This is a genomic window from Klebsiella sp. Lac1, assembly GCF_009825425.1.
GTDB lineage: Bacteria > Pseudomonadota > Gammaproteobacteria > Enterobacterales > Enterobacteriaceae > Klebsiella > Klebsiella electrica.
Genome location: NZ_VJZJ01000001.1, coordinates 1,971,700 through 1,994,039 on the forward strand (window position 1 = coordinate 1,971,700; position 22,340 = coordinate 1,994,039).

Annotated in this window: 20 protein-coding genes, 3 tRNA genes and 1 CRISPR repeat array; of the genes, 10 read left to right on the forward strand and 13 right to left on the reverse strand. The window is 50.9% G+C overall.

Going from position 1 to position 22,340, the window contains the following annotated elements; translation table 11 throughout:
• Positions 1-23: 23 nt before the first annotated feature.
• Positions 24-917: a LysR family transcriptional regulator gene (locus FNY10_RS09495; protein ID WP_160704750.1), complete on the reverse strand. Its 894-nt coding sequence runs from the start codon at positions 915-917 to the stop codon at positions 24-26.
• 107 nt (positions 918-1,024) lie between these two features.
• On the opposite strand from FNY10_RS09495, the gene FNY10_RS09500 reads away from it, so the two are divergent.
• The 7 genes from FNY10_RS09500 to FNY10_RS09530 all read left to right on the forward strand — a co-directional run bounded on the left by FNY10_RS09500 (position 1,025) and on the right by FNY10_RS09530 (position 5,643).
• The gene (locus tag FNY10_RS09500) at positions 1,025-1,654 is read left to right on the forward strand and encodes an NADPH-dependent F420 reductase (RefSeq protein ID WP_131047984.1); all 630 of its coding nucleotides are present in this window, start codon (positions 1,025-1,027) and stop codon (positions 1,652-1,654) included.
• Positions 1,655-1,845: 191 nt separating this feature from the next.
• Complete coding sequence (gene asr, locus FNY10_RS09505) at positions 1,846-2,322, forward strand: acid resistance repetitive basic protein Asr (RefSeq protein WP_141964474.1); 477 nt, start codon at positions 1,846-1,848, stop codon at positions 2,320-2,322.
• Between the two features lie 444 nt (positions 2,323-2,766).
• A tRNA-Val gene (locus FNY10_RS09510) sits at positions 2,767-2,843 on the forward strand.
• 4 nt (positions 2,844-2,847) lie between these two features.
• Positions 2,848-2,924 (forward strand) — tRNA-Val (locus tag FNY10_RS09515).
• 4 nt (positions 2,925-2,928) lie between these two features.
• A tRNA-Val gene (locus FNY10_RS09520) sits at positions 2,929-3,005 on the forward strand.
• A gap of 317 nt (positions 3,006-3,322) precedes the next feature.
• Positions 3,323-4,491: direct repeats of the CRISPR family, unit length 28 nt; unit sequence TTTCTAAGCTGCCTGTACGGCAGTGCAC.
• Between the two features lie 238 nt (positions 4,492-4,729).
• Complete coding sequence (locus FNY10_RS09525; RefSeq protein WP_160704748.1) at positions 4,730-5,173, forward strand: antitoxin Xre/MbcA/ParS toxin-binding domain-containing protein; 444 nt, start codon at positions 4,730-4,732, stop codon at positions 5,171-5,173.
• Positions 5,170-5,643 (forward strand): RES family NAD+ phosphorylase, encoded by a 474-nt coding sequence (locus tag FNY10_RS09530; protein WP_131047981.1) that lies wholly within the window; start codon positions 5,170-5,172, stop codon positions 5,641-5,643. The genes FNY10_RS09525 and FNY10_RS09530 overlap by 4 nt, the downstream gene beginning before the upstream one ends.
• 21 nt (positions 5,644-5,664) lie before the next feature.
• On the opposite strand, the gene cas6f is transcribed toward FNY10_RS09530, so the two are convergent.
• From cas6f to cas1f, 6 genes are all read right to left on the reverse strand, one after another.
• On the reverse strand, positions 5,665-6,219 hold the full coding sequence (gene cas6f, locus FNY10_RS09535; protein WP_160704746.1) for a type I-F CRISPR-associated endoribonuclease Cas6/Csy4: 555 nt from the start codon (positions 6,217-6,219) through the stop codon (positions 5,665-5,667).
• 9 nt (positions 6,220-6,228) lie between these two features.
• Positions 6,229-7,227 carry a type I-F CRISPR-associated protein Csy3 gene (gene csy3 / locus FNY10_RS09540; RefSeq protein WP_131047979.1) on the reverse strand — a complete coding sequence of 333 codons (999 nt, stop codon included), beginning with the start codon at positions 7,225-7,227 and terminating at the stop codon, positions 6,229-6,231.
• Positions 7,228-7,238: 11 nt separating this feature from the next.
• Entirely contained in the window at positions 7,239-8,174 is a 936-nt protein-coding gene (gene csy2, locus FNY10_RS09545) for a type I-F CRISPR-associated protein Csy2 (protein ID WP_160704744.1), read from the reverse strand.
• A complete protein-coding gene (gene csy1 / locus FNY10_RS09550) occupies positions 8,171-9,481 on the reverse strand; it encodes a type I-F CRISPR-associated protein Csy1 (RefSeq protein WP_160704742.1) in 1,311 nt (436 codons plus the stop codon). Before csy1 ends, csy2 begins: the two co-directional genes overlap by 4 nt.
• A 379-nt stretch (positions 9,482-9,860) precedes the next feature.
• A complete protein-coding gene (gene cas3f / locus FNY10_RS09555; RefSeq protein WP_160704740.1) occupies positions 9,861-13,088 on the reverse strand; it encodes a type I-F CRISPR-associated helicase Cas3f in 3,228 nt (1,075 codons plus the stop codon).
• The gene (gene cas1f, locus FNY10_RS09560; RefSeq protein WP_141964467.1) at positions 13,085-14,068 is read right to left on the reverse strand and encodes a type I-F CRISPR-associated endonuclease Cas1f; all 984 of its coding nucleotides are present in this window, start codon (positions 14,066-14,068) and stop codon (positions 13,085-13,087) included. Before cas1f ends, cas3f begins: the two co-directional genes overlap by 4 nt.
• A 784-nt stretch (positions 14,069-14,852) precedes the next feature.
• Here cas1f and FNY10_RS09565 point away from each other — a divergent pair.
• Complete coding sequence (locus tag FNY10_RS09565; protein WP_160704738.1) at positions 14,853-15,089, forward strand: DinI-like family protein; 237 nt, start codon at positions 14,853-14,855, stop codon at positions 15,087-15,089.
• A gap of 419 nt (positions 15,090-15,508) precedes the next feature.
• Here the strand turns inward: FNY10_RS09565 and FNY10_RS26865 are convergent, their stop codons facing one another.
• Positions 15,509-15,931, reverse strand: coding sequence for a hypothetical protein (locus FNY10_RS26865; RefSeq protein ID WP_073554459.1), 423 nt, complete (start codon positions 15,929-15,931; stop codon positions 15,509-15,511).
• Positions 15,932-15,981: 50 nt separating this feature from the next.
• The gene (locus FNY10_RS09570) at positions 15,982-16,578 is read right to left on the reverse strand and encodes a recombinase family protein (RefSeq protein ID WP_416309047.1); all 597 of its coding nucleotides are present in this window, start codon (positions 16,576-16,578) and stop codon (positions 15,982-15,984) included.
• A gap of 74 nt (positions 16,579-16,652) precedes the next feature.
• Between FNY10_RS09570 and FNY10_RS09575 the strand changes: the two genes are divergently transcribed.
• Positions 16,653-17,552 (forward strand): glycosyltransferase, encoded by a 900-nt coding sequence (locus FNY10_RS09575; RefSeq protein WP_160704736.1) that lies wholly within the window; start codon positions 16,653-16,655, stop codon positions 17,550-17,552.
• 114 nt (positions 17,553-17,666) lie between these two features.
• Positions 17,667-18,361 (forward strand): IS1-like element IS1N family transposase gene (locus FNY10_RS09580; protein WP_087786203.1). Its coding sequence is split into 2 segments (ribosomal slippage): positions 17,667-17,913 and positions 17,913-18,361, totalling 696 coding nucleotides; the frame shifts between segments, so codons are not numbered across the junction.
• 33 nt (positions 18,362-18,394) lie between these two features.
• Here FNY10_RS09580 and FNY10_RS09585 read toward each other — a convergent pair.
• The 4 genes from FNY10_RS09585 to FNY10_RS09600 form a co-directional block, all read right to left on the reverse strand.
• Complete coding sequence (locus FNY10_RS09585) at positions 18,395-18,586, reverse strand: hypothetical protein (protein WP_160704734.1); 192 nt, start codon at positions 18,584-18,586, stop codon at positions 18,395-18,397.
• 13 nt (positions 18,587-18,599) lie between these two features.
• Entirely contained in the window at positions 18,600-18,866 is a 267-nt protein-coding gene (locus FNY10_RS09590; protein ID WP_160704732.1) for a hypothetical protein, read from the reverse strand.
• 11 nt (positions 18,867-18,877) lie between these two features.
• Positions 18,878-21,361: a hypothetical protein gene (locus FNY10_RS26870; protein ID WP_227699360.1), complete on the reverse strand. Its 2,484-nt coding sequence runs from the start codon at positions 21,359-21,361 to the stop codon at positions 18,878-18,880.
• Between the two features lie 157 nt (positions 21,362-21,518).
• Positions 21,519-22,325 (reverse strand): phage tail protein, encoded by an 807-nt coding sequence (locus tag FNY10_RS09600; protein WP_160704730.1) that lies wholly within the window; start codon positions 22,323-22,325, stop codon positions 21,519-21,521.
• Between the last annotated feature and the right edge of the window lie 15 nt (positions 22,326-22,340).

The window sequence follows — 22,340 nt, forward strand, 5'->3', positions numbered from 1 at the left end:
GCACACGGGGTGCCCGAACGGATTCAGCGCGGGCCCAGTGCGGCTCTTAATGCGTCGACAAAACATTTAATTTTCGTCGTTCGCCGCCGTCCGGTCGGCACCAGAACATGCATGGGCCGCGCAGGTCCTGAGTATCCGGCTAAAACCTGCACCAGACTCCCCCGCGCCACTTCGGTTTTCAACACCTCTTCCGGCCCCAGGGTAATACCGTGCCCCGCAATGGCTGCATTCATCAGCGCCTTCCAGTCATTCGCCCGCAAGCGCCCGGAGGGTTTAACCTCGAACATGGTCCCCTCTTTCTCAAATTGCCACCGGCAGGTGCTCCCTGCCGACCAGTGACCATAGACCAGACACGCATGCTGTTGAAGATCGGTCGGCGTCTGCGGCTCGCCGTGACGCAAAATATAGTCAGGTGACGCACAGGCAATCAGCCGGTATGGCAGCAGCGGCCAAGCGACCATCGAACTGTCGGCCAGCTCGCCGATACGCACGATCACCTCAAACTCCTCTTCAATCGGGTCGACAATGCGGTCGCTCAGCGTCAGCTCGACCTGGACGTCAGGGTAGCGGGCAAGATAGTCGGTAATAAAGGCCGCGAGCGCATGCGAACCAAACGTGACCGGCGCATTCACCCGGATAATGCCTGATGGGGTCGCTTTCATCTCCTGCGCCACCGCGTCCGCTTCCGCTATTTCAGCCAGTACCACGCGGCAACGTTCATAGTAGCCACGCCCGATATCGGTGAGCGTCTGTCGGCGCGTGGTGCGGGCGATTAATGAAGTGCCTAGGTGCGCCTCAAGCGCGGCCACGTGTCGGGCGACCATCTGCGGTGAGAGCCGCAGTTGTGCGGCCGTGGCGGCAAACGACCCCGTCTCAGCCGCCTTTACGAAAACCCTGATACTGGTGAGCTGGTCCATGATTCACTCATTTGAGTTGTTTATCATTCCACTATCTTACGATTTATCTTCTGTACAGATGGAATTAAATTTATCGCCACACCCTGATCATTCGTAAGGAGTTGAAAATGAAGATTGGTATAATCGGTGCCGGATTCGTTGGCCGGTCTGTGGCGAAGCTGGCGCTTGCCGCCGGTCACGATGTCATGTTGAGTAACTCGCGGGGACCACAGACTCTGTTCAGCCTGGGTCCGATGATTGGTAGCCAGGTCGGCAGCGCAAATGACGCTGCCGAATTTGGCGAGGTGGTGGTCATTGCCGTGCCGCTCAGCGCCATCCACTCACTGCCGGTCGCCGCAATTAAAGATAAACATGTCATTGATGCAGTGAATTATTATCCCGAACGTGACGGCCCGGTTGAGGCGCTGGAGTCAGGAGATATCACTACCAGCGAATTACTCGCTCAAATCCTGCCTGCCGCCACCGTCACCAAAGCGTTTAACGCGATTCCTATGACCCAACTGGAAAGCGATGGACTGCCCGCAGGCGCGGAAAATCGTCGGGCGCTGCCGCTGGCAGGCGATAGTGAAGAAGGGAAAGCGATAGCCGCCGCGCTGTACGAGGCGTTTGGTTTTGACACCGTTGATGCCGGACCGCTGTCCGAAGGATGGCGTTTTGAACGCGGCCAGCCCGCCTATTGCGTACCAATGACCCGCCCGGCGCTGCTCACGGCGTTGTCCCGGACTCCGCGTCGCTAACCGTCCCTTCCCTCCGCCGACGCGTATTCCGTCGTCAGCGGAGCCTCCTGTTTTTCGCCCGCCACAGCCGTTGTACATTCCGTTACTTGCCGATACCAAACACTCACTGAAGCCTGGGAAAGAAATACTTATAGTGACTTCAACAGCCCCGCAGTGGGGTTAACTGAAGAAACAATTTCGAGGATATCAGAATGAAAAAAGTATTAGCTCTGGTCGTTGCCGCTGCTATGGGTCTGTCTTCTGCTGCTTTCGCTGCTGACGCAGTAAGCACCACTCAGGCTCCGGCTGCTGCAACTCACAGCACCACTGCCAAAACCGTGCATCATAAGAAACAGCACAAAACCGCTGCTAAACCAGCCGCTGAACAGAAAGCTCAGGCTGCGAAAAAACACCACAAAGCCGCTGCTAAACCAGCCGCTGAACAGAAAGCCCAGGCTGCGAAAAAACACCACAAAGCCGCTGCTAAACCAGCCGCAGAGCAGAAAGCCCAGGCTGCGAAAAAACACCACAAAGCTGCAACTAAACCAGTAGCTCAGAAAGCCCAGGCTGCGAAAAAACATCACAAAGCTGCTGCTAAACCAGTAGCGCAGAAAGCTCAGGCTGCGAAAAAACACCACAAAGCTGCTAAACACCACGCCGCTAAACCTGCTGCACAACCGGCTGCTTAATATTTCCGGTAAGTCAGGTTAATCATAAACCGGCGCTGCTACAGCGCCGGTTTTATTTCAGGAGGCCACTATGCTGCAGCGCTATCGTTTTGAGCTTATTCTGATCCTGTTAGTCCTCTGCGCGCTTTTTACCCTTCGCCTTATTTTCAAATAATCCCTCTGTTGCGGCACAAGCGTCTGCGACGCCTCTTGCGCCGTTCGCCTGACGAATCACCTGTTCTCTCTCCCGGCAGCTTCTCCAGGCCCCTCTTCGCCCTGCGTCAGGAACGACGCCGCAGCGCGACAAAGGCAGTTGGATAAGAAATATCCTTTATCATCAGTAAAATATAAGCAATATGCGTAAAACTTCCGCAATCGCGTACAATCTGAAAGAAAAGTGACGTTTGCCTCTTGCCACAACCCCATCCGATCGCTAATATGCGTCCCCGTTGTCACCACAACATTGCGTTCATAGCTCAGTTGGTTAGAGCACCACCTTGACATGGTGGGGGTCGTTGGTTCGAGTCCAATTGAACGCACCATAATGCGTTTATAGCTCAGTTGGTTAGAGCACCACCTTGACATGGTGGGGGTCGTTGGTTCGAGTCCAATTAAACGCACCATAATGCGTCCGTAGCTCAGTTGGTTAGAGCACCACCTTGACATGGTGGGGGTCGGTGGTTCGAGTCCACTCGGACGCACCATTCTTTATTCCGCAGACATCAGCAACAGTCTGTCGGTTATCGAACGGTGTGAAGTTTTCATACGTTCTCTTTCTGGTAAACCCCATAGAATTCCAGCCTGTTCCACGGCATTTAAGTTCATTCAGAACCGACGATGAGCGAATCGTTATTCGATACTCTTTCAGATACTGAACTGTTCAAATCACTTTATCTCAGTAAGTCCCGACACGGTTTAAAAACAGCAGTGAGATTGTGTCCTGATAAGGGTTGCCGGTTTTTTTGACGCCCGTAGTTTTTTGCCCCTACATCAGGTCTTTGAAATTGTTCAGGACATGTCATTTCTAAGCTGCCTGCACGGCAGTGCACGGCATGCTGGAAGCCGTCAACAAGGAACACGATTTCTAAGCTGCCTGTACGGCAGTGCACGATTAGTCATGGTTGCCTCCTGAAATGGTTTTTTTCTAAGCTGCCTGTACGGCAGTGCACGATAATAGGTACGCGTTCGTACGTTTGCACAATTTCTAAGCTGCCTGTACGGCAGTGCACATCGCGGTAAGGGTGATGGGTGGTGTGCTGAGTTTTCTAAGCTGCCTGTACGGCAGTGCACATTTACGGAAAGGCTCAGAGGTTTATCTCGAATTTCTAAGCTGCCTGTACGGCAGTGCACTCATATTTACCCCTGCGCATATGCCGCCTGCTTTTCTAAGCTGCCTGTACGGCAGTGCACGGAGGCACATCATCAGGTACCGGGCTGGATATTTTCTAAGCTGCCTGTACGGCAGTGCACCGGAGAAGGCCACCGGGGGGATGTTTGGCTTATTTCTAAGCTGCCTGTACGGCAGTGCACACTGGTACCGCCGCCCCTGTGGTCAATATGCATTTCTAAGCTGCCTGTACGGCAGTGCACGTTAACCTTAATGCCGGTAGCGGCGCGGTGCATTTCTAAGCTGCCTGTACGGCAGTGCACCACCAGCCGCTTTTTCAGTCATCACTTTCACATTTCTAAGCTGCCTGTACGGCAGTGCACGAATGCCGGAGTTCGGCGTGGTGACCATCGTATTTCTAAGCTGCCTGTACGGCAGTGCACGATGGAGTTCACCCCTCAGCCTTCCCGGCGATTTTCTAAGCTGCCTGTACGGCAGTGCACTTTAATGGCTACATCGCGAACGGGGCTTTCCCTTTCTAAGCTGCCTGTACGGCAGTGCACCACGTCTGCTCAGTGGGATGCCGGCCATTACCTTTCTAAGCTGCCTGTACGGCAGTGCACGATGAGGCCCCGGCAGCAATAAGCGCCAGCATTTTCTAAGCTGCCTGTACGGCAGTGCACCAATACCAGTGCCGGAATCACCGGACGTTACGTTTCTAAGCTGCCTGTACGGCAGTGCACATGGAGCAGGTGTACCGGGAAAACGGGATCCCTTTCTAAGCTGCCTGTACGGCAGTGCACACCACCGCTAACACCACCTCTTCACAGGTCCTTTTCTAAGCTGCCTGTACGGCAGTGCACTGACATAATATCTCCATAATTTACTGATTTCACGAAATAACCTCATATAATTACGCTTCACCCCCTTTTTTCAGCCTGTAAAAAATAATATTTAAAATCAAACAATTAGAAATAAACATTAAAAAAGGGTCTCCGGCATCTGCCAGGGATGTACGACTCGTCAAAAAATCGCCCTGCCAAATACCAGACAAATGACTATACTTAACCATGACAAATGACAGAAAGCAGGAGATGAAAAATGAGAACATGGGTTCCCGAGCAGAAGCCTGCTGACAACGCGCTCTGGCGCTATGCCGGTTTGCCTGCAAATCGGGGAATACGGCTGATCGAATTTCTCAATCAGGGGCTACCGGTCAGCGTACTCGATAATATTCATGAATGGACCGAGATGTCTAAAGCGGACATTCTTCGCGTAACGGGCATTAATGAGCGCAACGTTGCTCGTCGCAAAAGTGCGGGGCGAACCCTCACTCCCGATGAAAGTGAGCGGGTAGCACGCTTCGTTCGGGTGCTCGACGCCGCCGTTGATTATTTCGGCAGCAAAGATGAAGCCTGGAACTGGCTACAATCCCCGGTACGTGGGCTGGGCAATGTTGCTCCGGTCGATCTCATTGCAACTGAGACCGGCGCACTTGAGGTAACCGATTTAATTGGCCGCCTGGAGCACGGAGTGTTTGCATGATTTTTTATCGCCTGGTGATGGGGCGGTACGCCAGCGAGGCCTGGAGTGGAAGCGGGGCAAACCAGTATGGCGGCCGCTGGAATCATAAGGGCCATCCTGCCGTATATGTGTCCGCGTCCATCTCGCTGGCCTCACTCGAAATACTGGTGCACGTTAAAAAAGACGCGGTGCTTAATCAGTACCAGCTTTTCAGTATCGACATTCCAGATGACCAGATTGAATATCTGGATCAACACTGGTTACCCGAAGACTGGCAGGAAAACCCGGCTCCGGTATCCACCATGGATTTAGGGACTGGCTGGTTACAGGCCACCAGCGCGCTGGCGTTAGTACTGCCTTCCTGCATCATCCCTTATGAAAACAACGCAATTCTTAACCCGTTGCATCCTGCGTTTCATCAGGCGCTCGCCTCCGTTCAGCAGTACCCTTTTGTTTTTGATACCCGTCTGGCAGAAAAAACCGCATCCTGAGAGCAGATGCGGTTTTGTGTCTCAAAACCAGGGAACGGTGGCGGTCGCGCTTAGCCCATAGGTTGAAAACAGTCCCGCAACGGGTGTCGGGAGTAAATCGCCATGACGAATAAACAGCCGGAACGATTGGCCCGAAGAGAGGCTGCGCAAACTCAGCCACGGCAAATCAGTCCGTTCTTCTTCCATCGTCGCCATGCGTTTCTGCGCCTCTTCTTCGGTTAACCACCCCTTTCTGACCGAGCGTCGTAAAAGCCGCTCCGGGCTGCTTTTTACCTGAACGCGGCTGACGCAGCGCCAGCTTGCCGCCTCCGGCACGGGCTGTACCTGCGAACACAGGCAGTAATCATTCAGCCCTTTTCGCCATCCCGTTGACTCAAGTTCATTTAAGGCCCGGTGTTGGCCGTGCAGACGCAAGACAGCGCCGGGCTTGATATGATGTGACGGAAAGCTCACGCCAATATCGCCCTTTCCTCGCCTCCCCAGAGCGCGATGCAGCCTGGCAACCAGTGCCGCCATCAGCATCTCCTCACTGAACTCCGGGTCAGGTAGCACGCGGATCTCCAGATAGTGATCCATAACAACTCCTTACTCGCTCTTCTCGCCGAACACGCCGCCGCGGATCAATACAGCCATAACGTAGTGCTGCTGCTTTTTGTCCGGCGTCTGCCCTTTGGTGACCCAGTTATCGAGGAGAGTGTAAAAATCCATTTTCTCTCTCGGCTGACGACAGGCCACGCCGCGACTGGTGACAGAACCATATGGCTCAACGGCTATCGCGCCAAGTTCGTCAGCCTCAGGATGCCAGGTATCGATAGTGCGAAGCGCATTGCCAATCTTCTGCGAGTGCATGCCCGCGATATCATCTACCTGATATAACAGGCGGCTTTTGCTGCTGTTACTGTCCAGCACCAGCTCCTGCGATGGGAAAACCTCTTGCCCCGCGCCCAGGAACACCTGTGCTTCTACATTGAGGAGGACAAATCCTTCTCCGCTGAGGCCTTTTTCAATTTCCCGGGCCAGTTCGTCGAGCGACTTATCGCTGGCAGAAAAATCACGTAAACCATATTCGTGCGCGTCAAACGTCCATTCCTTGCTGCCAGTGACCTTAACAACAATTTTTTCAGCGCCTACGCGGTTACGCCATAAAAAGCGCCCGTTAGCCAGATTGGTGGCATAGCGGCGTGCCAGTTCGGCAAAACCATTTTCGCGGATATAACCATCGATCACCTGCCGAAGCGCATCCTGATAATCACGGTCGTTACACACAGAGGGGGTGGACAAATTCCCCAGCACGCGCAGGGAAAACTTAACCAGCAGGGTATCTGCTTCCGCGGAGAGCGCCGCCACATCCACCCGCTGCAGGTTCGCTTTCTGGATCTCAGCATCCAGCTTCGCCGGATCGCTGGTGAGCGCATTTTTCAGGCGGTTAGAGATTGTGCCACGCACCGCTTTTTCCTGAACACGAACGGGCTGCCACTCATTTCCCTGCCAACGCCCAGAGTACATCACCGCATCCGAGGTGGCCAGTTTGCGTTCAAATGCCAGTACAGAAGCCGTTTTAACGGCAGTTGGAGCCTTTGCCATATGGTCAGTCCTTATTTGAGATGTTCTGGTGCCAACGGCGCGCCCGCGCCCTGGCAGTAGTAGCCTGTTTCTGTCGTGTGATAACGCCAGAAAATATCATCCAGTGATTGGATCCGGTGCAGCCCGCACCATTCGCCAATCGCGTAAACCGCTTCCGTGAACGCAAACGGCGTCTGCGCATCGCGAGCATTAACCACTACCCCAGGGGCATAGAGTTCGGAGATCCGCTGGTACCCGGTCATGAGGGGAACCAGAAAGCCGGGCTTAGGTTTGGGAACATACTGCCACGCCGCAGGATCGCCTTCCTGAATGCCTTTATCTTCCGGGGTTTCGGCCTGTATTTTCAGCGCGGCAAAGTCGAGCCATGCATCAAGCAGCGTGGCGGCAGGATCGTTTTCCAGAAGCATCTGGTGATGTTCGCAAAGCCAGCTGCTGCGATCGCGCAACGCAAAACCCGGCATCAGCTGCCACTGCAGACGATACATTTCGCGCCCGGTTGCCGGCATCGGCATGACGGAAATGCCTTCAATGGAGACGATTATCCCGCCTGCCAGCCTGAACGTCGGACACACCTGCGCCAGATAATCTGCAAGCTCACGCTGGCCGTATTCACCATTTGGGATTTCACCGTGGCATTCGAGAAGAAGCGATACCGTCAGATGCATACGCCCCTCTTCGTTAAAAGAGGCGGTTTTGGCTTCACGCGTAAGAGGGTTGCGGGTAAGGGCAAATTGATAATCGCGGCCCGATGTATGGGCGTGGATCTGATGCTCGTGGCTGACCACTGCGCACCCGTCGATTCGCAGCCCCTGGGTTTGCGTCAGCCTGCGCGACAACGCATGCGCAAAACCCAGGAAATGGGTGATAGCGGGAAAACCGTACGTCAGGCCAGCCACCGCATTGGCATTTTCCACTTTTATACGGCGAAGAAGGATTAGCGAACTCATTTCAGCGCCTCCTGAATGATTTTTTCCATCTCACGCAGGTTGGTGCGTAAACGTTCGCGGGTTTCCCACTCATGTTTTTCCACAGCGCCAACGTCAGGCAGCGCCTTACGCAGACGCGCGTTCAGCCAGAGGGCGAAATCTTCCGCCACCTTTGCCTGCCAGTCATCTTTATCTCGCTCCAGACGAAACGCTTCGTCGGTTTTTGTCCGCCACGGATCGAGCCAGAGCTGCTGGTGTGCCTTCAGTTCAGGGCAGTCGAGCGTCCAGTTTTGCCACGTCTCACGCTGGAGGTCAGACACCACATCAAACAGCAGATCGATCAGCGCGTCGATATATTCATCGCATGCTTCACGAATACGAAAACTGGTATAACCACCGGTTTTTGTCAGCAATGACACCAGCAACTGCAGTTTGCCGTTGGCGCGTCGGTCAAACTGGCCGCCAAAAGTGAACACCGAGCGTAAATTCGTTGGTTTTTTTTCCGCCCTTTTCCACTGCGGCGGCTGGCAGGAAAGCAGCCAGGTACGCCCGCCACGGACGCTATTGAGATACGAAATATTCTGCGGCTTCGTGCCGCCAAAATGCATTTCCGCTGAATCCGGGAATAACGTAAGCGGTGTAGGGTGCCAGGTTTTCTCACGGCGTGCTTTCCAGATAGCCTTAACGTCATCGCCAAATCTTAAGGCGATCATTCTCTGGTGCACAGCATGGGCAAGTGAGGTGGCAAAGAGCGGGCTTAAAAGATGATAATCGTCCCCCACAGGGAAATAGCCCTGCTTCGCCAGTTTGTGGGAAGCCGGTTCTCCCGGCGTAAATGCGCGGGTAAACCCTGAAACCCACTCAGCCAGTTCAGCGGCATCGTCGGTAAAAGCAGCCAGAGGGCTGCGATCGCCGCGCTTCAGAGAGGCAAGAAGAGAATCACCGTTTTCAATACGCATTTGCAGCAGTTTCGCCACATCCAGCGCCGCTGCGTTGCCAACCGCATCCGGTTCCAGACCTGACATCGCCGCGCTGCTCAGATAACCTTCCTGCGCCACGGCCTCGCTGAAGATACTGCTACTTTTTGAATCCCCGTGGGTAAATTTCGCCGCATGGGTCACGAGGTTAATCTGCCCGGCTCGCTTTGCTGCATCCGTCAGCCATGCTTTCGGTTCATAGCGAAGCTCCAGTTCCCGGTGTTCTGCCGCAAGCGTCGCGCTATCTGCATCGCTGCGCTTTGCGGCTGCTTTATCGAATGCTTCCAGCTTTGCTTGCCGTCGTCCGGCAATATAATTTCGAAGCGCCGCTATCAAAGCCCCTTCATCCATCACCCTCTCCTTTAGCTGATTACTTTATGGCTTTACGATTGTTATAAATGAATTGAATACCTGAGAAGGTGCGTTAAGGCTAAGTGACTGATGAACAAGTATCTCTTTAGTGAGAAAAGGGTAAACAATCAGCATAATCGAACACCACATTACGTTTGGCTTCTTCATGAGCTTAAGACCTTTTTAAAGTGTGCCTACATAATAAAACTGCGGCACAACAAAAATCAATCCTATGATACTTAGCAAAATAGGTTTTATTGACGCTTCTGTTTTGCACAGGTAGTCTTTACTCGCACTGCCGCTCAGGTAGCTTAGAAATATGACACTTAGGATTGGACTCAATCCTGTAAACTGCTGCACAAGCAGTTCGCGCCCTCTTTCAGAGGGCGCGAAACACACCCAGCACCGGGTGATATAGCCACTCTTCTGTCTCCTCTTCTTTAGCCACCCTTAGCGTTATCTCCCCAAAGCGTCGCGACACAGCAGCAAGCTCCATCTGCTTCGACTCGGCCAACGCAAGCAGCACCTGTGCATAATCCACGCCGAACCACGGCTGTACACCATCGGCGAGGGTCAAGGCCTGCCAGCGAAACCGTCCGGCTGGTTTTAACCCGCCGTTTTCCTGCATCAGGCAAAACTCGGGCTCGTCATCGTCCTCTTCCATACTCAGAAAGAAAGAGGCCTGCGGTGAAGACCGGCGAAACGGCGTGCGGCGCTGAAGTTCACCACTCCACGTCAGCGGTAGCCGCCACCAGGATGCGGCAATCGCCTCCTGTTTATCGCCCCCATCGAGCAACGCGGCGCGCAACCGGGTATGCTCCAGCGCCGCAAGTCTGTTTCCAGGTATGCCCTCAGCAATGCGTGGCACAGCATCGATCGTCCGGTAGTCCTCTTCACTGAGCAGATCATGCATATCGTGGTGAGGAAGCAGATGCTTTTCGGTTTCAAACCCCGGCCGGCAATAGGCCACCGTTTTACCCTGAAGGGCTCGCACGTTGCGTTCCAGAATCACCAGGTTCTCGCGCACAGGAACGTGCTGACGGTGGCGCTGAATACGCCCGGCAAACTGAATAAGCGAACGCATGGAGCTTGGTTCAGCGATCCCCCAATCGGCATCAAAATCCCGGCCGACTTCTAAAACAGAGGTGCCGAGCACCACAAAAAGGTGGTTTTGCTCCGGCATAGCGAGCGCCTGTTGCACTTCGGGTAACTGCCAAATCGCCTGCGGATCATGGCGGGTAAACGCACCATCCAGACGTTTTTCAATCAACGCGCGGACCGCAAGCGGGTGCTGGCTGTGATAAACGCAATAATGAATGCGGTAATTTTCTGGCGAGGGTATTTCCATTAGCGTTTGGGCTATCGCGACCAGCGGATTGATATTGGCAAGCCGGACGAGGCCAAACGAAACGGTTTTACCATTTTTATGCGTGTTGTGGTGCTGATGAAGCACCTGTATTTGCTGGTGCAGCGTGTTCGCAACCGCCGAAACAATGCCTGAATTGCCAGCTGAATGCAGCACCACGATCGCCAGTTTCCCCAGACGAAGGCAGGGTTTTTCCGGCAAACGTTTAACGCGCTGAGTTACAAACTTGCCGTGCGCCTGACGAAACAGGGCTTCGTCTGCCACATCGTGAGACTGAGCGCCATACTCATCAAACCAGGCGCAGCAGATGTTTACCGGCCTGTCAGATACGCCGCACGCTGCCTGCCAGGCCTTGCGCCCTTCCCGGTAGGCTTCAAACAGGGCTTCCGTCAATGCGGGGGGCAATGTCGCGGATGAGAGAAGCACACGTGAGCCCAGCATTCCCGCCCAGTTCACCAGACGACACAGCGCGTGCAAATCATCAATATCGAAGTCATCTGGCTCATCAAGTACCAGATCGCTGGTCAGCAGACGTAGCATAGCGGGGATCTGCCTGCCGCCGCGCACGCCTTCTGTTGCAGGCATCAGATGGTCGATGGTGGTCACCAGCACCGGCGCGCTAACCAGCCGATTGAGCGCCGGTTCTTGCGCAAGCCACTGCCGGGCGATGCCGCTATCCGTGGCGCCTTCATAATGAACATAATGGTGGCAGGCGAAAAACGCCTCGTCGCTTGCGCTGTTGGTATCTTCCCCGTCGCTCCCCTGGTAAAGTTCTCGCACCGCGGCAGAACCGGTCACCACGGCCAGCGTATCGTCATCCAGCCCCAGGCGCGACTGCAAAGCCTGCCCGGTCTGCAACGTCAGCGAACGTAGTCCCAGCGCCACGCTGAAGCGACACCCTTCCTGCTCATCAGACAGCGCATACATAATGCGCGCATTGGCAAAGGTTTTACCGCACCCGGTAGACGCCATATTGATACCGAAAAAGCCCTGCTCGACACTTTTGTCGCGCAGGGACAAGGCCACGTCCCAGGCCTTGTTTTGCCAGAGAAAGCGTGCATCTTTCGCCCTTTCCCGGAACGTTTTATGCCGGGCAATGGCTGGCAATGTGCGCCGTAAAGCGGGAAGAGAACGCCCCAGCAGTAACGCATGATGCGCGACGCCAATATTGTGCTCGTCAAGTTTTTGTTTGAGCTGTCGGGTCTGACGGTCGCTGTTTGCCCAGGTCTGAATAGCTTCATCCTGCCATCCCGCATACGCGGGCTGAGATGAGTAAACGTGATCGGCCAGCATCAGTGACAGACGCGCAAGGTGCAGAGTGAAGAGATTATCCAGGGAGCCATAGTGCAATAATCCCGGCAGATTCCTGATGCGCTTGCCAATTTGCCGGGCTTTCTCGCGCCATGTTTTACTTTTCAGCGGCGTACCGTGGGGGAATTTCCAGACGTTTTTAAAGTCGCGATCTTTCCATTGATGCTTGCCAGTAGATGTGTGATTAAGCGAGTTCCAGTCGGCGTTCAGCTGCCGCTCGATCCAGCCCTCGCAATACATTAACTGGGGTTGCGCTGAGAGTGACTGCGGCAGCCGATGGTGCGACAACATTAGCCATCCGACCACTTTCGCCAGAGGAGGTAAGGTGCTGAGCGGGCTACACGTCCATGTCGGCGAATCCATCTTCACTGCTTTTAGCATCTCCTTTTCGTCAGAGGCGTTGAGCTGCCCAAGCCGCCCCAGCCACTGTTCATCGGTCCGTTCGCCGACGAACGCCTGAAACAGGCGAACAGAGATCCACTCGTGGCGGTACGGTTGACAGACATGCTGACTTTCTCCGCGCAGCGTCTGCTGGAAGCACATCCCGGCCTTACCAAAATCGTGAAACAGCCCGGCGATAGCGGCCAGCAACGCAATACTCTCGGCACTGTTCCAGCGATGCTCCGCGCCGTTCTTTAGCACATCGAGCGTGGTACGGTTGGTGGGCGCGCGGCCCTGCGCGTTAAAACGACGAATATTACCGACAATCCACAGTAACTCTGTTTGCCCGTTTTTTTTAAGCCAGTGACAGGCAACAGCCGTATTGCGTCGGGCAGTTTTACGCAGAAGTTTTCTGAGCGTGTTGACGCCATCAAGGGTGATCGCCGTCTGCCAGGCGGCATCTCCCGTTCGCTCAGCAAACTGGTCGATAATCCGACAGCTTTCTTCACGCGCCTTTTTCGTACAGCGGGAGATGATCAGGATATTCATGGGGCCACCTTAGCGAGTGACAGGGAGGTCTCCTGTAGCGTGGCGATCATCACGTCCAGCGCATCGGCCTGCTGGAAAACGTTGATACAGCGCTGACGAAACATTTGATTGTCTTCCCCTTCCATCGCGGCGATAAATGCCTGCGGCAACACCAGGGCGTCTTTTATTAAATCAGCAATATCAAAGACCAGACCGCCACGGCGGGTTTTGCCATGCATCACAGCCAGACCGTGGGGAATGCCGGTAACCCAGGCCGCGACAGCGGCCAGCCCGTAGGCCAGATAGTTGCCCTGATCGAGAAACCGGTTTGCCGTATCAACACCGCCGCCCCGTTTGGCACGGGTAAAGTTACCGTAACCGACCGTCTGGCTTGCCAGTTTGTAGAGCGATTTTGTCAGTTGCGCTTCCTGAAGCATCAATGAGGTATGGTCGTTGGCGCTTTCCATCCCCTGCCGCGCGCGCTCAAGAATGGCCTGCAATACGTCCATATCTGACTGAAACGAGGTTTCGCGCTGCATCCGCAGCCCTGACCACTGTTTTTCAATTTGCTGTAACCGAATAAACTGAAATGTTTTTGCCGCCTGCAGTCGCTTTGCTTCGTCAAACCAGAATGACACCCAGTTTTGCAAATACCCTGTTGGACGATATTCGCTTTGCGGGCAGAGCCATGAGACATCAATATCCACTTCGTTAGCCGAATAAAGCGGCGTGCCATCCGTTCCGCAAAACCCAACCATCACCCCGGCGCGAGCAAACTCCCGCATCGCCATTTGCGTAACAGAGGTCCCCATACCCAACATCACCGCAGTCGTATTAGCAATGGGGATGTTCCAGTAGAAAGATTCTTTGCCCTCCTGGGTGACATACTCCACCCGACCGCCGTTCACCTGTACACGACATTTTTCGAGGTAATAAATATTAGCGCGTTTAGAATGAAGAATAGTTTTTAAATCAGAGGGGGTGATCGTGTTTTCAGGCATGGCAAACCCTTTGCGCAAAATAGTAATGTCATCTGTCTATTGATGAAAACCTCTGCATACAAATGTGACTTTCATCAAACAATCAACTCTTTGAAGAGTAATATTCCCTGCATTAATATTAATCACGTTCTTTGAGGGTTTTCTATATTTACTTTAAAAATTCTCTGAAGTAGATATAAAACCGTTTATATCATTATCAGGCAGTCAATTTGCCAGAGAACAGCTACAGTAGCGGCATAATATTGCAATTTCTGACGTAGCCATTAAATCTTACTGCCTGTATTCCAGGAGCAGAAGAAGGAGCCATTTGCTAAAGCTACATCATTCTGCTCTCCTGCTGCAGGTGGGTCGGATACAATTTCGCGCCAGCGATGATCGCTGAACCGGAAGGATTTCCCGATACCTCTTTACGCACTTCCTGACCGCAGGTAGCGCAACCACTTTATGTTCTACAAAAGTCGTTTCTGGTCACAGATGACAACATCGCAGAATCAGCACTCACAACGCCACTTGCCGTTCGCATTCCCTTCGCCGCTGGACTATACCTTAGTCATCTTTATTCCCTGAGGAACACTCATGATGAGCAAAAAAATTCTGATGCTGGTCGGCGATTACGCTGAAGATTACTTGAATAAAATTATAACCAACTGATTTAAAATAAAATTAATTAATAATTACCTAAAATATGTACTTAATTATGTACTCACAAACCTAAACAATCCATTTGACTAGTAATCACCTCTCGCTGAATACTGTATATTCAACCAGCACAAAGGTGATTATCATGCGTGTAGAAATCAGCATTGCCAAAGAGAAAGCCGCGAAAATGCCAAAGGGGTCAATGGAGGCCTTGAAAGACGAAATGACCCGTCGAATCAGCAAGCAATATGACGACGTTGAAGTGATCGTGAAAACGGCCAGTAATGATGGACTGAGCGTTTTGTGGGCGACTGATAAAGAAATCGCCAAAGAATTTGTAGAGACCACTCTAAAAGACGCTTGGGAGACGGCTGACGACTAGTTTGTGTGTTGAGTTATGGGTATAGTGCGCCCCGACTGTACGGCATGAACACCTGCAGTTACCCTACTCGGCAGGTCTTGTATACGGCTGCCGGGTGGGTTTTTACATCAAATCCTCACCCAGCCTCATGCAGTATGCTATCCGGGAAATCTTTATAAATCGTCTTCACCCCCTCCGAGCACATAGGCCACAGACACAATGTTTTAACTGCTCAGACCAGAAATATCTGGAAGCTTTGGGCGTCTTCTTGGAAGATAGGCGTGTGCGAAGACGCACACAGCAATGATGTTATGTAGTATTTTCCCCTTGAGTGTGCCTGCTCAAGGGGATTTTTTATCGCCGTATTGTACTGGCAAATATTTGTAAATAGTCTTCACCCCCACGCCTGTCACATCGGCCACACGCTACTGGACAGGCGCTTAGTCCGGTATGTTTCTCGCGCTACGACTGCTTACGTTAACGTCTGGTAATGATCTAGCGGCGAGACGTAAAGCGGCGTTGAAAGCAATTATAGTGACCGGCCGGCGTTGGTACTTCACACGGTTAGAATGACTCTGAAATAAAAAAACATCTTCTGGATAGCGTTCTCTTCTACGAGCAATCATCGCCTCCACTGGAGGGGTTGATTCAACACGTAGCTCCTTCAGGTGACCCTGTTTTCGTATCAGTATCAAGCCACCATCAATATCATCATATCGAATACTCAGCAGCCTTCCAGCGCTTAAACCCGTGTGAAAAATTAACGCCCACAAGTCAGCCCATGTATCTGAGATGGAAACAAGATTGCTGTTAATAGTTAAAAATTGCTCAAAACTTATTGTTTTCTTACCGTTCACGAACAAACCAAACTGTTTTCAAAACCGTAATAACTTATTATCTCAAATGTTACATATCAAGGGAAGGGCAGGAATCCTTGATCGCGGACGGCAGCAGGAAAGTATTTGTAGATCGTCTTCACTCCCACCCCTATCACATCGGCCACCTGCTGCCGGATTGCGCCCATACCCAACATCCTGCGGCATCGCTCCACAACTTCAGTGGTCATTACCCGGCGGCGTCCGCCCACTCTCCCCTGCTCCCTCGCTGCGGCTAAACCGGCTCGGGTACGCTCCACTATTAACTCGCGCTCCATCTCCGCCAGGGCGCTCATAACGTGGAAGAAAAAGCGACCTGCTGGCGTACTGGTATCGATGCTGTCGGTCAGGCTGCAGAAATTCACCCCACGCGCCTGCAACTCCGATACGAGCGTAATCAGATCACGCACGCTGCGGCCCAGCCGGTCCTGTTTCCAGACCACCAGCACATCTCTTACCTGCGGTCGCCACAGCACACTTTGACCAGAGTCACTTGGCATTTTTGTTGCTGGTCGTCCACTCACGTAGCCAATCATCATTACGAGGAAACCCCCATCGAAACGTGCACATAACAAAACAAAAAAATTATCAATAAAAACATTTTTTGATTTATCCCCCCCCACCCAAAAAAACACATGATTTAGAAACTACTTGCAAAAGAAATTTTGTTATATATTATTTATTTCAAAACATTGCTAGGAGTTGAGAAATGGAAAAAACAAACAACTGTGAGCCTCTGGTTTCTGTGTATATCCCCACGCATAATCGAGCTAACTTGTTAAAAAAAGCAGTATTGAGCATATTTTTTCAGTCTTATAGAAATATCGAAATATTAATTTGCGATGACGGTTCAACGGATAATACAGGAAGCACTGTTGATGATTTAAAAAAATCATCCCCATTCCCTATTATTTACATCAAAAATGAATCACCCATGGGTGCTTGCAACGCCAGAAACCGTTGTATCTCAGTCGCCAGTGGTGAATATATAACAGGTCTAGATGATGACGATCAGTTTACTGAAGATAGAATTTCTACTTTTATTCATGAAGCCTGTGTTAACAGTCGGCATATAATATCTGCAAATCATACATTTTCAGATGGAAAAACTTTAAAGAATGGACCATCCTACTCAGGTGAAATAACTTTTGATGACATGAAATTTAGGAACCACATTGGCAATCAAATTTTCACTAAAACAAAATACCTCAGGGAAATTGGTGGTTTTGATGAAAATCTTCCTGCATGGCAGGATTACGACGCATGGTTCCGGTTACTAAAAAAACATGGAAATTCGTTTAGAGTTTCTGCTTCAACATATGTTGTCAATGTTGACCATGGAGAAAATAGAATATCTACCAGCAGCAAGGCATATAAAGGACACCTTATGTTTCTAGAAAAACATGCTGTAGAACTATCTAAAGATCATGTTAAGAGCCTGAGGCTAATGGACTTAATAAATAGACAACAAAAAATCCCCCTTTCATTCATTTTTAAAAACATTTCAAAAAAAAACATTATAACCATGATAAAATTATCACTATCAAGGACCATATCCTCTCTCCATCTATTAAAAAAGCAGTTCAGTAAAAACATGAGGCGTAATTAGTATGACTTTTTATATTAATTTTGAAATTTACTGCCCTGCTAATGAGTTAGGTGATGAGGTGATGCCTCTAATTAGTTGAATCTGATGTATAATGCGGGCTTTTGAGGTTCTTTCATGGCCAGCGTTAACATTCATTGTCCTCGTTGTCAGTCTGCACAGGTCTACCGCCATGGTCAGAACCCTAAAGGCCATGACAGATTTCGCTGCCGTGACTGCCACCGCGTTTTTCAGCTCACTTACACTTATGAGGCCCGTAAGCCGGGCATTAAAGAGCTGATCACTGAAATGGCCTTCAATGGCGCCGGGGTTCGCGATACCGCCAGAACACTGAAAATTGGCATTAACACCGTCATCCGGACTTTAAAAAACTCACGCCAAAGCGAATAACGTCTTCGCCCGTTGCTCATGCTGATGTGGCGCTTATCTGCGAACTTGATGAGCAATGGAGTTTCGTTGGCAGTAAAGCCCGGCAACACTGGCTCTGGTACGCGTATAACACCAAAACAGGGGGTGTACTGGCCTACACTTTTGGTCCCCGTACCGATGAAACCTGCCGGGAACTACTGGCACTGCTTACGCCATTCAACATCGGCATGATCACCAGCGACGACTGGGGCAGCTATGGCCGGGAGGTGCCGAAGGATAAGCATCTGACCGGAAAAATATTCACCCAACGGATTGAGCGCAATAACCTGACGCTGCGCACCCGCATTAAGCGCTTGGCTCGTAAAACAATCTGCTTCTCGCGTTCAGTAGAGATCCACGAAAAAGTCATCGGGACGTTTATTGAAAAACACATGTTCTACTAATTGGAAGCATCACCGGTGATGAGAAACTAAAGGTTACCGGATAATCTCCAACCATGATTTTAGCCTAGCCATCGCGATCTTTACGCTGCGAAGCGCTAGGCCAGAAATATCCTGCCTGACAATTTCCACTGTATAAATTAAATCTATTTCAACATCCTTGTCGCAGAGATATCCACCGAGGTAATGAATCTGAACAGTTTTTGTCGCAGATAATTTAAAGGACATTTGCACCTTCTTATTAGTTCGTTAAGGGATTAAACTCTGGCAGTAACTGGATTTCATCTTCTGCCCCTGAAATATCAGAATCCGAATCAACGTTTACCATGTAAATGCCATGGTAAATATCACTTCCATCTGAACATTTCGCCCAAAGGTGTGCGTAGTAACGCTCTTCTCCATCAATACCAAATGGCTTTTTGATAATGTCTTTGACATACATTGTCAGCCACGCTTCATCAGGGATGTTTTGTGTAACATGAATGAGGGGTGAGTGTTTAAACGACATACATACTCCGGTTAATTTTGAATTACCTGCCTGCCAAGATATATTTGCTGGGCGTAGAAGTTTGCGCACTCACGGATAGGCTGGCCCATCGCGGTATAACCATAATCATTAAAATGGTTGTAGTTAGCAAGAATGTAAACCCCTGACCATCCCACTGTTTCAACAGCACGCATAAACGATATTTCACCCTCTGCGATGTACACATTTTTGTTTCTGGCACTTGAGCGATAAGAGTTGTTTGCCATCCAGAAACGCACGTCCCCAGAAACCTCAACTCCGCTCCCCGTCCAGTCTCGCGATACAACAGATTGTGATGGTGGCGGGAAAAGAACAAGCTCCATATCCATGTTGACTTGCATAATATTAACGGACGCACTACTGGCTTCTGGAATGGGTTCGTTGACAGTCACTACGGTTCTGTCTGATGATATGGAGGCTATTGTATATGTTCCGACGTTAGGGCCGGAGCCTACCTTTAATGAATATCCTGCCTTTAATATATTTCCGCCATACTGCGCGTTGGCAAACGCATTCTGCGTAATAGTATTCGCTACTGGATCAAATACAAAACTTGTTGTGACATTAAATGTCCTTATTGGATATGACGATGCCACGCCGGTTGGTAATGCGTACGTTATTTTAGTCACATCATTATGTGGCGACGTGCAGACTATTGGAATAGCCCCTCGGGCCAGGCATTTATCAATGATTGCATCAAGCGTATTGGCTGCACCGGTATATGTTTCACCCGCATTGAAATTAGCCACTGGCGCGTCATTCATTCCTGGAATAATTAAAACAAAATCACTGGTCGCATAGGGTGAAGCATCAAGCTGCGCTGAGAACTGTGAAATAGCCGTAGTCGGAACACACTGGTTATCATTGATAATTTCCAGATTACCAAAAAACTTTAGTTGTTTTTTCAGTTGATCAACGAACTGCGCATTCGGCGCATAGACCGAGCCATCACTAGAACCAGCACCCACGCCTATCGATGAACCTATCGATGTGCAGATAATCTGATTTGGGGTGACTGTTTTGACCCCGTTTGAAAACGAAATATTCCCGAACGGAGACGTTACCAGCTTTGCCTTTAATGATGCCAGAGGGTCACTTACAGCTCCCTGCAGGGCGGTTACGCTTTTCCCCAGGTTGATAATGTCAGTTGTTGGATCGCCTGAATACAGAAGCTTAAAGTTGTTAACGGGAGACCCGCGATACTGAACTGTTACGGGTTTAGCTACCTGAAGTTCCCCTCCCGTCAGCGCGGTGTTTGCCCCTTTCAGCAGGGTACGCGTCACAGAGTTCCCGTACAGATCAGTAATAACCAGCGTCGTTGCGCCAGTGTTCGCCACCACAGGTTCAAACGTAATCTGAGTACCGTCACCCAGCAGGCCGGGGATAGTCAGGGAAATAGCGTTCGGGCTACTGGTGTCGCTCGTCACAATCCCTTTGGTATAGGCGTTGAGAATACGTGCCCTGTCCGCCGGGTAAGTCATCATGCGAAAATCAGAAGAAGCGGCATTGTACATAAGTAGACATGGGTAACCTGCCGCCAGGTCTCCCACAGCAAGAGCGGTGCCATTCGCCTGTTTAATCGTGCGTGCCGTCCACCCGTTCAGTGACAGCGTCGGCGTTCTCGTGGTGTTGGTCGCGCTGGGCGTGAATACAAATGCGCGCCCGGTGACCAGAAGCTGTGATGATGTGGTGTTGGCGGTAGTCCCTGTATACGCGTCCGCCGTCATTGCCACTGCCGAAACAATCGCAACAGAGTTCAGCTCGACGCTCAGCAGGCGTGAATTCAGCTCTGCCGCTACCGGACCGGATGCGACCAGGACGAAATTGTTTGCCGTGCCTGTGCGAAACTCCATCAGCACCGGCTGATTCAGCAGCAGCTCATTACCCGCGAGTGCCGCAAAATTTTGCTTCTGGATGGCACGAGTAACTGTATTCCCTTTCGCGTCAGTAACGGTCACATTGACCGCGCCGGTATTCAGGATCGGTGACAGAAAATAAATCAGACTGCTATCCACCAACAAGCCAGGGATAGTGATAGCGATAGTGTTTGCCGCGCTGCTGCTGACTGCGGTCGCAGCCTGATAGCCAGTTGGTAGCGCAGAGAGCATTTTTCTCCCTGTGGTAACCAACGTACCGGCGACATTCATATACTCAATAGCCAGATACGCGTCATCGGAGCTGCGCACATAAGTGGTGCTCCCCTCCGGGATATTCGCAATATCTGCCTGTGCGTCGGCAATCGTCATGTATTGCTTGCTCAGGGGGATCAGGTTCTGTCGTGTGGCCTCTACAGCAACACCTGCGGCTGCTGTTATTTTTATTGCAGTCCCAGAAAGTGAGTCTTTCGCATTCCCAAAGCGATCAATGTATATATCGCTTTCAGTATTCATATAGTCATCAAAGGCTAACGCATTATCGTTAATATCTTTCATGCTGTTAGACGGACGTAAATTTCCTGTGTTATATCTTTGAGGCATATAAATTCCAGGCAGGAGCTAAGCTCCGTGTAGTTAATAACAACCCAGCAGTTATTTGTTTGCTGATGACATAATAATTACAATATCATTCACACTGAATGATATTTAATAAATGAAGATGATTAATCGCTAACTCTTAAATGAAGGTAGAATTTAATTAACTAAACTCGTAGACAATACAAATTCCTTTATTCCCAGCCAATCCGTTAACAGTCGTGCCAGCTCCAGCATATCGACCGTCTGCGCCTCTCCCGAACTGACCGCCAGGAAATTGTGATAGGTAAGCTATAAAACCGGTAGCTGTTCCCGCTGAAACCTGCATCACTTGTGGCGTTTGCGCCTCCCCGCCACTTGAGGCAAGCACCACACCTTCTGACGTGTTTACTAATCCAGTATACCTGTAGGCATTCCCAGAAATGAACGCACCAGCTGATGCCATTCCATTCGCTCCAGCGCTACCACCAGCTACAGAAACAAGGCTACCAAATGATGACTTCGCCCCGTCATTGCCAGGAGCACCACCAGATCCTATAGTGACGCTTACTGATGATGGAACATCTTTAGCATCAAACCGCGATTTATTATACTGCCCGCTACATCCCGGCTGAGACCCACCAGTAGATGAGCTATCTGCAGTGATAGACTTAGACCCTCCCCCGCCAGCAATCATTTCAACTACTAAACTTTTTGTTCCCTCTGATTTTGTATAAGTACCACTATCATAAAAAACTTTTATATCAATTAGGCGGCCAGTAGTAACATCTTCAATTGCCTTTAATATTTGCGAGTCGTCGTCGGGGTTTAGTGCATATCCCAACCCTTCGACTACGTTAACCATTTCCCTTTGAAATGTGTTAAGCATTTCGGCATTAATAATTGTCGGCGATACCCCATTAGCAACATTACCGTTAGTATATTCGCCATTAGCATCAGCGGTATCTGTTGTACTTCCAACTTTTCTCATATTTACCTTCAGGAT